The 12,089-nt window shown below is 69.4% G+C and carries 9 protein-coding genes and 1 pseudogene; 1 reads left to right on the top strand and 9 read right to left on the bottom strand.

Translation table 11 applies throughout. From position 1 onward, the window contains the following. Positions 1-127, top strand: a pseudogene (locus tag ADE01S_RS32230) (flagella synthesis protein FlgN); the annotation flags it as partial. Between the two features lie 251 nt (positions 128-378). Here the strand turns inward: ADE01S_RS32230 and flhF are convergent. The 9 genes from flhF to ADE01S_RS30690 form a co-directional block, all read right to left on the bottom strand. Next, positions 379-3,333: a flagellar biosynthesis GTPase FlhF gene (flhF, locus tag ADE01S_RS30730; protein WP_062685547.1), complete on the bottom strand. Its 2,955-nt coding sequence runs from the start codon at positions 3,331-3,333 to the stop codon at positions 379-381. Continuing rightward, entirely contained in the window at positions 3,330-5,450 is a 2,121-nt protein-coding gene (gene flhA, locus ADE01S_RS30725) for a flagellar biosynthesis protein FlhA (RefSeq protein ID WP_062685546.1), read from the bottom strand. The genes flhF and flhA overlap by 4 nt, the downstream gene beginning before the upstream one ends. Positions 5,451-5,453: 3 nt before the next feature. Then, on the bottom strand, positions 5,454-6,608 hold the full coding sequence (gene flhB / locus ADE01S_RS30720) for a flagellar biosynthesis protein FlhB (RefSeq protein ID WP_062685545.1): 1,155 nt from the start codon (positions 6,606-6,608) through the stop codon (positions 5,454-5,456). Positions 6,609-6,794: 186 nt separating this feature from the next. Then, positions 6,795-8,342, bottom strand: a complete 1,548-nt coding sequence (locus ADE01S_RS30715) for a methyl-accepting chemotaxis protein (protein ID WP_276513792.1) — start codon at positions 8,340-8,342, stop codon at positions 6,795-6,797. A 208-nt stretch (positions 8,343-8,550) separates the two neighbouring features. After that, on the bottom strand, positions 8,551-9,183 hold the full coding sequence (gene cheZ, locus ADE01S_RS30710) for a protein phosphatase CheZ (RefSeq protein ID WP_062685544.1): 633 nt from the start codon (positions 9,181-9,183) through the stop codon (positions 8,551-8,553). An 8-nt stretch (positions 9,184-9,191) separates the two neighbouring features. Further along, positions 9,192-9,581: a chemotaxis response regulator CheY gene (cheY, locus tag ADE01S_RS30705; RefSeq protein ID WP_054425971.1), complete on the bottom strand. Its 390-nt coding sequence runs from the start codon at positions 9,579-9,581 to the stop codon at positions 9,192-9,194. 46 nt (positions 9,582-9,627) lie between these two features. Next, entirely contained in the window at positions 9,628-10,686 is a 1,059-nt protein-coding gene (locus tag ADE01S_RS30700; protein ID WP_062685543.1) for a protein-glutamate methylesterase/protein-glutamine glutaminase, read from the bottom strand. A 14-nt stretch (positions 10,687-10,700) separates the two neighbouring features. Continuing rightward, positions 10,701-11,525, bottom strand: a complete 825-nt coding sequence (locus ADE01S_RS30695) for a CheR family methyltransferase (RefSeq protein WP_062685542.1) — start codon at positions 11,523-11,525, stop codon at positions 10,701-10,703. Positions 11,526-11,563: 38 nt separating this feature from the next. Further along, on the bottom strand, positions 11,564-12,089 hold a 526-nt coding region (locus ADE01S_RS30690), incomplete at its 5' end, for a methyl-accepting chemotaxis protein (RefSeq protein WP_255220878.1).

Genomic DNA, 12,089 nt, shown 5'->3' with positions numbered 1-12,089 from the left:
GCGCTACACCCAGCAATCGCTGGATGCCCTGCGCAACCTGGGCGCGGCGGGCGCGCCCGCCACCTACGACGCGCGCGGCCGCGGCGCCCGCAGCGCCCCGGGCCGCAAGCCCATCGTCGCCGGCTGACGCCGGTGGTTTTAACTGCGTAGGATGGGTGGAGCGCGAGAGTTCTGAAGCGAGAACGCTGCTCTCCAACGCGCGTAACCCATGCGGCCATGGGCAGATAGCGCTCCCGGCATCGGCACGAAAACAGTCTATTGCCCACGCATGGGCGGATAGTGCCCGGCATCGGCCGGAAAACAATCGATTGCGGCAGCATGGGTTACGCGCGTTGGAGAGTCGTGTTCTAACTTAAGAACTCTCGCGCTTCACCCATCCTACGCGCTGGTCATCTCCAGCATCGCGTACATCTTCAGCAGGGCCACCGGCAGCACCCTTCCCGACAGCTTGCGTTCCGTTCCCATGATGCCCGACAAGGGCCCGCGCACGACCTCGGCGGCCGAGGAATGCGCCAGCTGCCAGCAGGCGGCGCCCATCTGGCCGGCGATCAGGGCCTGGCGCGCCAGGGCATGGGCGCCGTCGACGGCGGGCAGCGCCTGCCAGGCGCTGGCCATGTAGCGGAACCCGGCCTTGGCCTCGTCCTGCAGCACCAGCCAGCGCGCCACCGTGGCCGCGTCCGCCTGGGACGCCGGCAGGTTGGTCATGCCGAACAGCTGTCCGGCCACCTCGCCGCTGACCGTGTCGATCAGGCGGGCGCAGACCAGCCGGACCGGCGCGCTCTCGCCGCGACCGGGCAAGACCACTTCCGTGCCCGAGGCCCACAGGGCCAGCGGCACGCGCTTGCCGTTCTTGACGCTGACCAGCCCCGGCATGTCGCCGGGCTGGCCCACCGGCAGATACCCCACGCTCTTGCCCACCGCGTTCAGGTTGGTCGGGCAGTCGTCCTGGATCACGCGCTGGCCGCCCGCGCTGCGGGCCACCCATGACACGCCCTGGGCGTTCAACGACGGCCACAAGGCCGCGGTGCCCGCTTCCAGCAGGTGCACGACCGGCAGCCCCGCCAGTTGCCCGCCCAGCCAGCCCACCCGCGCCTCCAGGGCGATGGCGGCGTCGGGCTGGGCCGGCTCGGCCGGCGCGAACGACGACAGGGTACCGTGCGGCAGCACCAGCTGCTGCGCCGGCGCCGCCAGGGCCGCGCCGCGGTCGCTCATCAGCAGCGTGCTCAACAGCGTTCCGCCCGGCAGGCCCTCGCCCTTCATGCCGGCCTTGCCGTGCATGGCGAGCAGGTGGCGGTTGCAGGTCGCCGAGAATTCGCGGCGCACCATCGCCAGGGGCTCGTCGCCCAGGGCCGCCAGGCTGGCGCCCGCTCCCACGTACTCGCACCAGGAGGCGCGCGCCTGCACGCAAGCCGCGTCGTTCTCCAGCCAGGCGATGGTGTCATCCAGGTTCTGGGCGGCTTCGATCGAACCCGCCCCGCCCTGCGGGCGCAGGATGGCGGAAGCCAGCAACTGCCGCCGGCGCGCCGGGTCGCCGCTGTCGGTTTCGCGCGAGGACGGCACCAGCGAGGCCAGGTCCGCTTCGCTCGGGGTGTACAGCGCGCGGGCCCGCTCCACCATGGAGAACGTGCGGTCGATCAGCACGTCGGCGCGGGCCTGCTCCATGTGCTCGGGCACCTTTTGCCCGACCGAGACGTAGTGGATCGGCAGGCGATGGCGGATGGCCGTGTCCAGCGCCGCGCCCAGGCGCGTGGCTTCGTCCAGCTTGGTGATGATGCAGCCGGCCACGTCCTCTCCCACGCCGTTGCGGTAGGCGTGGGCCACTTCGTCCAGCGTGTCGCCCTGGCTGGCGGCATTCAGCACCAGCAGCCGGCGTACGGGCTTGCCCGCGTTGCACAGCATCGACGCCTGCTCGGCCACCAGCCGATCGCGCTGGCTGATGCCGGTGGTGTCGATCAGCACGATCTTGCGGTTGCCCAGCTCGCCCAGGATGCGGCGCAGTTCGCCCGCGTCGCGCACCGAATGGGCGGGCACGCCCATCAGCCGGCCGTAGATCTGTAATTGCTCCAGGGCGCCGATCCGGAAATTGTCGGTGGTCAGCATCGCCACCTGTTCCCGGCCCTCGCGCGCCACGCAACGCGCCGCCAGCTTGGCCAGCGTCGTCGTCTTGCCCACGCCGGTCGGGCCGACCAGGGCATACACGCCGCCGCCCAGGAATTCGTCTTCGGAGCGCAGCACCGGGAGGTGCGTCACCAGCTCATTGCGCGCCCAGCTGAGCGCGGCTTCGGGCGTCATTCCTTCGGGCAGCCGTTCGACCAGGGTGCGCACCAGCTTCGTGCTGAACCCCGCATCCAGCAGGCTGCGGAACAAGGCCGCCGCCGCGGGCTCGCGCCCGGGGCCCTGGCGCCCGCCCCAGAGCAGGCCGTCCATGCGGCTTTCCAGCGCGCCGCGCAGGGCGCTGATCGCGTCCTGCAGGCCGGCCGCCGCGTCGCCCGCCATCGCGGTCTGCGGCATCGCCGGGGGCTGGCGCAAGGGCGCGTCCGGCATGCGCGCCATGGACGGCACGGCGGGCTGGGACGCGGGAGGAACATAGGCAGGCGCGGGCGCGGCAGCGGCCGCCGCGGCAGCGGAAGTCGGAACGGCTGCGGGAGCGGAAGCCGGCGCCACGGCCGGCGCCGCCGTCTGCTGTCGGGCAACCGGCGCCATGGGCGGCTGCTCCGCCCGGAGGGGCGCGGCGGGCACCGCAGGCGCGTGATACGCGTTGGGCGCGGCGGGCACCGCAGGCGCGTGATACGCGTTGGGCGCGGCGGGCGCCGGCGCGCTCGGCGCAGGTGCCGGCCGGACGTCCTCGGCCTGCGCCGGCGCGGCATAGGCGGACTGGTAGGCCGCGATGGAACGCGCGGGCGTCATGTAGCCGGAAGGCGCGGCGACGGCAGGCGCGGGCGGCATGGCCGGCATGGCGGACGGCCCCGCGGGACGCGGCTCCAGCGGCCGCATTTCCATCGGACGCGGCTGGGCCGCAGACTGTCCCATGGGACGCTGTTCCATGGAGCGCGGTTGCGCCGGAAACGGCTCCGCGGGACGCCGTTCCATGAAGCGCGGCTCGGCCGGCGACTGCTCCGTGGATCGCTGTTCCACGGGGCGCGGCTGCGCGGACGCCTCGCGGGGCGGCGTCTGCACGGGCGCGTCGTCGAACGCGCCCTCCACCGTGGCCAGCACTTCCACGCCGCCATCGACGCTGCGGTTCGACACGATCAGCGCGTCCGGCCCGAGGACCTGGCGCACCTGGCGCATCACCTCGCGGCTATTGATCCCAAAAAAGCGGCTTATCTTCATGCCCCATTGCCTCCGCCGATCAGCGCGGTCACGCGGACCATGCGCTCATCGGGTATTTCCGTATTCGACAACACGCCCAGCTGCGGCAGATGGTGCCGCAGGAAGCGCGACAGCGGCGCGCGCAGTACCGGCGACACCAGGAGCACCGGCGCATTGCCCTGCGACTCCTGCCGTTCGACGGCCGCCTGCGTCTCGCGCAGCAGCGTATCGGCCAGCCCCGGCTCCAGGCCGCCGCTGGTGGTCATGGCCTGCGACAGCACGCGTTCCAGCTTCACGTCGAGCCCGATGACGCGCAGCTCGCCCTCGCCCGGAAACCATTGCTGGGTGATGGCGCGGCCCAGCGAGCGGCGCGTCAGCGCGATCAGCTCGTTGATGTCCGGCTGGCTGCCCGACCCCGCCGCCTGCGCCGCCAGGCGCGGCCCGTGCTCGGACAGCGTATCGATGATGGTGCGCATGTCGCGGATCGGCACCTCTTCCGACAACAGGCCCTGCAGCACCTTCTGCAGCACCGTGAGCGACAGGGTCTTGGGCACCAGGTCCTCGACCAGCTTGGGCGCGTCGCGGCCGATGCGATCCAGCAGCTGCTGCACTTCCTGGCGGCCCAGCAGGTTCGAGCCGTGGCGGTGCATCAGGTGGTTCAGGTGCGTCGCGACCACGGTGCCGGCGTCGACCACGGTATAGCCGGCCACCTGGGCCTGGTCGCGCAGGCTGCCGTCGATCCACAGCGCCGGCAGGCCGAACGCGGGATCGGTGGTCGGCGTGCCCTTGATCTGCATGGTCACGCCGCCCGGATCGATCGCCAGCCATTGGCCGGGCATGGCCACGCCATGGCCCACTTCCACGCCGGACAGCAGGATGCGGTAATCGTTGGGCTTGAGCTCCAGGTTGTCGCGGATATGCACGACCGGCGGCAGGAAGCCCACGTCCTGCGCGAACTTCTTGCGCAGGCTGCGGATGCGGTGCAGCAGCTCGCCGTTCTGGGCGTGGTCCACCAGCGGGATCAGGCGGTAGCCCACTTCCAGCCCCAGCTGGTCCACCATGGAGACGTCGTCCCAGCTCGCTTCGGCCGCGGCGGCCTGGGCCTGCGTGATCGCCTGCGGCGGCACCTCCGCGGCGGCGGCCACGGCCGCGGTCTTGCGTTTGTGCAACATCCAGCCGCCCCAGGCCAGCGCGCCGGCCAGCGTCAGGAAGGCGACATGCGGCATGTTGGGGATCAGCCCCATGATGCCGATGATGGCGGCGGTCAGGAACAGCACGCTGGGGTTCGAGAACAGCTGGCTGATGATCTGCTGGCCGATGTCCTGGTCGGTCGACACGCGCGAGACGACCACGCCGGCGGCGGTGGAGATCACCAGGGCCGGGATCTGGGCGACCAGGCCGTCGCCGATGGTCAGCAGCGTGTAGACGCGGGCCGAATCGCTCATCGACATGTCGTGCTGCGCCACGCCGACGATCAGGCCGCCGATGATGTTGATCGCCATGATCAGCAGGCCGGCGATGGCGTCGCCGCGCACGAACTTGCTGGCGCCGTCCATGGAGCCGAAGAAGTCCGATTCCTGCGCCACCTCCGAACGGCGCTTGCGCGCCTCGTCTTCGCCGATCAGGCCCGCGTTCAGGTCGGCGTCGATCGCCATCTGCTTGCCGGGCATGGCGTCCAGGGTGAAACGCGCGCCCACTTCCGCGATACGCCCCGCGCCCTTGGTGATGACGATGAAGTTGATGATGGTCAGGATCACGAAGACGATGATCCCGACCGCGAAGTTGCCGCCCACCAGGAAGTGGCCGAAGGCTTCGATGACCTTGCCCGCCGCGTCCGGGCCGGTATGGCCGTGCAGCAGCACCACCCGCGTGGACGCGACGTTCAGCGACAGGCGCAGCAGCGTGGCGAACAGCAGGACGGCCGGGAACGCGGCGAAGTCCAGCGGCTTGCGCGTGAACATGGCCACCAGCAGGATCATCACGGACAGCGCGATGTTGAAGGTGAACAGCAGGTCGAGCAGGAACGTGGGCAGGGGCAGCACCATCATGCCCAGCACCATCACGATCAGGATCGGACCGGCCAGCAGCCGCGCGTGCGTGGCCCCGCCACTCTTCAACATGGTGAGCAAAGCGCTCATTCCTTAAACTCCTTGTGCTGCGGTTTTGGCTTGCGGGTCCAGCTCGGCGGGCACGGCCAGCCGGGTCGGGGCCGTCGGTTCGGCCCCCCATCCCGATCGCCAGGAACGCAGCTGGAAGACCCACGCCAGCACTTCTGCCACCGCGGTGTATAGCTCGGCCGGGATTTCCTGCCCCAGCTCGACGTGTTGATGCAGGGCGCGCGCCAGCGGCGGCGCCTCCAGTGTGGGGATGCGGTGCTCGGCCGCCAGTTCGCGGATCTTGGCCGCGATCAGGCCGGTGCCCTTGGCCAGCACCCGCGGGGCGCCGTGCTTGTCCTCGTCGTACTTCAGCGCCACGGCGTAGTGGGTCGGGTTGGTCACCACCACGTCCGCCTTGGGCACTTCCGCCATCATGCGGCGCCGCGCGGCCTGGCGCTGCTGCTGCCGGATGCGGGCCTTCACGTGGGGATCGCCTTCGCTTTCCTTGTGTTCCTGGCGCACGTCCTCCTTGGACATGCGCAGCTTCTTCAAGTGGCTCCAGATCTGCCACGGCACGTCCAGCAGCACGATGACCAGGAGCGACGCCACGATGAAGGCGCAGCACATCGCCACCAGCGTCAGCGCCTTGGTCAGCGCGGCCGAGGGCGCGACGTGCATCAGGCTCAGCATATCGTCGTGGTAGCGCCAGATCACCCAGACGGCGACGCCGCCCACCAGCCCGGCCTTGGCCAGCGCCTTGATCAGCTCGACCACGGTCTGGGACGAGAACATCCGCTTCAGCCCCGACAAGGGGCTGAGCTTGGAAAAATTGAACTGCAGGGGCTTTCCGGAGATGACGATGCCGCCGAGCAGCACGCTGGACAGCACCGCCACCACCGCCAGCAGCCCGAAGATCGGCAGCAGCACCAGCAGGATCTGGCCGAAGCCGTCGACCGCGCGCTCGACCATCACGCCGGGATCGGCGACGATGCGCTGGTCGAACCCCAGGCCGTTGCGCAGCACGCCGGTCAGGGACCGGTACAGCGAACCGCCGCCCGCCCAGATCGCTCCGACACCGGCGGCCAGCATCATGAACGTGCCCAGTTCGCGGGAACGCGCAATTTGCCCCTCCTCGCGCGCCTTTTCCAGGCGCCTGGGAGAGGCGGCTTCGGTTTTTTCGAGGTCGCTTTCTTCGGACATGCTCTGCGGTGTCGTTGCGGCTCGCGGATTCTGGGATTGCGAGCTGCCCGCCGAGATTCTAGGAGGCCCCGGGCTTGGGCGATAAGCCAAGAAACGGGGGGAAAGCGGCGCTATTCCGGGATGCGTCCGGAGCCCGCCCGCGCGACCCGGCCGGCGGCGCCCCGCGCCCCGGCCGCGTCCGCGCCCTCAGCCGGCCGCGGGAATCGCCCTGGCGCCGGCGTCGTCGGCCTCCACCGCCGCCTGGAAGCGCTGGTAGTCCAGGCCGATCCGCACCGCGCCCCAGTGTTCCGGCCCCAAATAAACGGGCACGGAGATATCGTTGACGATCTCGCCGGTATCGCGCGAGTAGGTCTGGAACAGCATCGAGCCGGTATTGGCCGCCAGCCGCGACCCCACCGGGTCGTCGAAGATGCGCTTGTGGCGCGCGCGAAGGATGTCCTGCGCCGGATCCCCGGTGGGCGCGTGCGAAAACCGGCTGTTGTGCGCCGGCGCATACCCCCGGTTGTCCACCAGGATCGTGTAGATCGCGCCGGGCACCGACTCCAGCACCCGGTCCAGCAGCCGGGTCAAGGGCTCGTCGATCGCGCGGTCGTAGGCCGTGTGGTAGCGCGGCGGTTCACTGCCGGGAATGCGGCGGTAATGGCGGTCGAACACGTCCGCCCCGCCCTTCCGGGCCGCCTCCAGCAAGCCGGCGGCCGCGTCGCGGAAAGCCTCGACCGCGTCGGACAGGCCGTCGAACGCGGTGTTGCCCGTGCGCATGTCGGCCAGCACCTCCTGCACGCTTTCGGTCTGGCGGCGGATGCGGTCGATCTCGCCCGACATGCTGCCCATGCGCTGCAGCACGTCGGCGCTCAGCGCCGCGATCCGCCCGACCTCCTGGCTCATGCCGTGGTTGGTGGCATCGACCTCGCCGATCGCCTGCACCACTTCGGCCACCTGCCGGTTCATGCTGCCGAAATCGTCCACGAACCGCTGGAAGTCGGAACACGTCCGGTCCAGGACCTCGCCCGAGGCGTCGACGTCCTCGCGCAGGCTGCCAGTCTGGCGCTGCGTGTCGTCCACCAGTTCCAGCATCTCGCCGCTGTGCCGGGCGATATCGCCGGTGGCGGAATTCACGCGCTCGGCCAACCGGCCGACCTCGCTCGCCACCACCGCGAAGCCGCGCCCAGCGTCGCCGGCCCGGGCGGCCTCCACGCCGGCGTTCAGCGCCAGCAGCTGCGTCTGCAGCGCGATCTCCTTGATCAGCTTGCTGGTATCGCCCACCGAACGCGCCCGCGCGCTGAGCTGCCCCACCACGTCGCTGAACGCGGCCATTTCGCGCGTCATGCGGTCCACGCGCTGCTTGACCTCGGACAACTCGGCCAGCGCCTGTTCCGCCGCCTGCAGGTTGTGGCCCGAGACCTCGGCGATTTCACGCGCATGGGTGGACGTGGAAGCCGACAACGCCGCGATCTGCGTGCCGCTCGCGGCCAGCGCCTGCGCCGCCCGCGCCTGTTCCTGCGCGAGCTGCGAACAGCGCCCGGCCTGGAACTGGGTGCGCGCCGCGTTGAGCGCGATTTCGATGCTGGATTGCCGCACGGTCATGATCCGGCGGCGGATCTGCCCCAGGAACCGGTATAGCGGCCATATGGCGGGACTGACGGACAGGGTGCGTTCCGACAGCATGGCGTCGCCCCGGTTTAGCCGGCGCAACAACACCCACATGCCGCCCAAGCGGAATACGGATCTGGCCAAGATGAACCTCCTTGTGCTGGCCCGGATCGCCTTCTATGGGCATCCGTTGCCTGGCGCCCGTGGCGCCTGGTCTCGTGCTGCGAGGCCCCGATTCTTATGGCAGGAAGTCTATCGGCCGGGCGCGGTTCGCGCCCTTAGGGATTACGTTCATCAAACGCGGTGGCGCGCGCCGCCGGCAGGGCATGTCCGTCGGCGCGAGACCACCGGCCTAGAAGCCCAGGCTGGCCAGCAGGTCGTCGACCTGGTCCTGGCTGGTGACCACGTCGGCCTTGCCCTGCGGACTGATCTGCGGCCCGTTGAGCAGGCTGTTGGCCTCCTCGCGGCGCTCCTGCGGCACGTTGTCCAGCAGCACCTGCAGCAGTTCGCGCTCGATCGCGCCGACCACGTCCATCATGCGCATGATGACCTGGCCGGTGAGGTCCTGGAAATCCTGCGCCATGATGATTTCCATCAAGTGCGATTGCGTCTGCTGCGCCTGCTTGGGCACGTCCTGCAGGTACGCGCGGGTTTCCTTCACCAGCTCGCGCGCCTCGGGCAGTTCCAGCGGCTGGTCGTACCACTGTTGCCAGCGCGCATCCAGCGCCTGCGCCGAGCGCGACAGCCGGTCCTGGATGGGGCCGGCCTGCTCGGTCGCGTTCAGCACCCGGTTGGCGGCCTGCTCGGTCATCTGCGCCACGTAGCGCAGGCGGTCGCGGGCGTCGGGGATGGCGGTGGCCGCGTCCTTGATCGCCTGGTCCAGGCCCAGCTCGCGCATGCTGTCGCGCAGCATGCGCGTCAGCGACGCGATGCGATGGATCAGGTCGGGGGACTCAGCCGGGTCAACATTTTCCGTCGTGCTCATTGCACACCTCAGCCGGCAATTTTCTCGAAGATCTTGGTGAGCTTCTCTTCCAGCGTCGCCGCGGTGAAAGGCTTGACCACGTAACCGTTGGCGCCGGCCTGGGCCGCCGCGACGATGTTTTCCTTCTTGGCCTCGGCCGTCACCATCAGCACCGGCAGCGAGGCCAGCGCGGCGTCGGCGCGGATCTGCTTGAGCATTTCCAGGCCGTCGAGATTAGGCATGTTCCAGTCGGACACGACGAACTGGAAGCCGCCGTTGCGCAGCTTCTCCAGGCCGATCGCGCCGTCTTCGGCTTCATCCACGTTCTCGAAACCCAGCTCCTTGAGCAGGTTGCGGATGATCCGCCGCATGGTGGGGAAATCATCCACCACCAGAATCTTTATGCCCTTGTCTACCATCTTCTACTCCAGAAAAAATGTGCTTGGGAACGATCGTCCATCCGCGTCAGACGCGGTGGCCACGGTCGCCCAGGCGAGTCAGAATGCGTTCGCTCATCGCGGACAACGAAACCACTTCATCCGCGGCGCCGATGGCGATCGCCTCGCGGGGCATGCCGAAGACCACGCAGCTGGCTTCGTCCTGCGCAATCGTGTGGGCCCCGGCGCGGTGCATGGCCAGCATGCCGGCGGCGCCGTCCTTGCCCATGCCCGTCAGGATGACGCCGATCGCGTTCTTGCCGGCGGCGACCGCCGCCGAGTTGAACAGCACGTCCACCGACGGGCGGTGGCGGTTGACCGGCTCGCTGGCCTCCAGCTCGATCACATAGTTGGCGCCGCTGCGGCCCAGCCGCATGTGGGTATCGCCGCCCGGCGCCAGGTATACGTGGCCCGGCAGCACCCGGTCGCCATGCACGGCCTCGCGCACGGTCACCGCGCACAGCGCGTCCAGGCGCTGGGCGAACGAGCGCGTGAAGCCCGCCGGCATGTGTTGCGTGATCAGGATGGCGGGGCTGTCCGGCGGCAGCGGCTGCAGCACTTCGCGGATGGCCTCGGTGCCGCCCGTGGACGCCCCGACGATCACCAGCTTTTCCGAGCTGGCCAGCGGCCGGCGCAGCATGGGCGCGGGCGCGGCCTGGGCCGTGTGCGGCGTCGGCGCGCGCAGCTTGGCCCGCGAGGCCGCGCGGATCTTGTCCGCGATGATTTCGGTGTATTCGAGCAGGCCGTCGCGTATGCCCAGCTTGGGCTTGGTCACGAAATCGATCGCGCCCAGTTCCAGCGCGCGCAGCGTGATTTCGCCGCCGCGCTCGGTCAGCGACGACACCATCACCACCGGCATCGGCCGCAGCCGCATCAGCTTTTCCAGGAAATCCAGCCCGTCCATGCGGGGCATTTCCACGTCCAGCGTCAGCACGTCGGGGTTGTGGCGCTTGATCAGTTCGCGCGCCACCAGGGGGTCCGGCGCGGTCGCGACCACTTCCATGTCCGGCTGGCTATTGATGATCTCGGTCATCAATCCACGCACCAGCGCGGAATCGTCCACACACAAAACGCTTATTTTCTTCATTGTTGCTGCCCCGTTCAGGCCTTGCCCGCACATTCGTAGACCGTCTGCCCACGCAGGCGGAAATCCCGGCTGATGTAGGTGAAGTTCTCGGAATGGCCCGCGAACAGCAGTCCGCCGGGCTTGAGCAGCGGCACGAACCGCTCCAAAATCTTCGCCTGGGTGGGTTTGTCGAAATAAATCATCACGTTGCGACAGAAGATCACGTCGAACTTCTCGTCGATCGGCCAGGCCGGCGCCAGCAGGTTCAGGGTTTCGTAGCGCACCATGTCCGCGATCTCGGGACGCACCCTCACCTGCCCCGCGTTCGCGCCCCGCCCCTTCAGGAAGAACCGCCGCAGACGCTCCGCGTCCATCTTCGCCACGCGTTCCTCGGGATAGACCGCGGCGCGCGCCCGGGCCAGCACGTTGGTGTCGATGTCGGTGGCCAGCACCGAGCACGAGGAAGCCCGCGGGCCCAGCGCCTCCACCAGCGTCATGGCGATGGAGTACGGCTCTTCGCCGGTGGACGCCGCGCAGCACCAGACCGACACCGGCCCGCTGCGCCGCCGGGCGAAGTCCGCCAGGATGGGGAAATGATGGGATTCCCGGAAAAAGGCCGTGAGATTGGTCGTCAGGGCATTGACGAAGTCTTCCCACTCGGCCGCGCCGGGCTCGTTCTCCAGCTGGTCCAGGTAGCTGCCGAAATCCTGCAGGCCCAGGGCGCGCAGGCGCCGCGCCAGCCGGCTGTAGACCATTTCGCGCTTGTGCGTGCCCAGCGAGATGCCGGCGTGCGCATGGATCATCTTGCGAACGCGCGAGAAATCGGCGTCGCGGAAGTCAAATTGGCGGTCCACCGACATGGACGGCGCCGGGTAAGCCGAAGTTGCCACGTCGGCCCTCAGTGCCCGAGCGCAAGCGCATCGGGCGCCTGCAAGCGTGCTTCGTCATCGGAAGAACGGACCGAAGACAGGCGATGCGCCGGCACTTCGATCACTTCGCCCGCATTGATCTTGAACACGGCGACCGCCTCGGCCAGGCGCTGCGCCTGCTCCTGCAGCGAGCCCGCCGCGGCCGCGGCCTCTTCCACCAGCGCCGCGTTCTGCTGCGTCACTTCGTCCATCTGCGACACCGCCCGGTTCACCTGGTCGATCCCGCTGGACTGCTCTTCGGACGCCGCCGAGATCTCGCCCATGATGTCCGTGACACGCTTCACCGACGCCACTATTTCCTGCATCGTCGCCCCGGCGCGCTCGACCTGCTGCGAACCCGCGCCCACCTTCGTGACGGAATCCTCGATCAGGCCCTTGATTTCCTTGGCCGCCTGCGCGCTGCGCTGCGCCAGCGAGCGCACTTCGCCCGCCACCACCGCGAAGCCCTTGCCCTGCTCGCCCGCGCGGGCGGCTTCCACCGCCGCGTTCAGCGCC

Source organism: Achromobacter denitrificans NBRC 15125, assembly GCF_001571365.1.
Lineage (GTDB): Bacteria > Pseudomonadota > Gammaproteobacteria > Burkholderiales > Burkholderiaceae_B > Achromobacter > Achromobacter denitrificans.
Note: the sequence above shows the minus strand (reverse complement) of the source record. Positions and strands in the feature narration are given on the sequence as shown.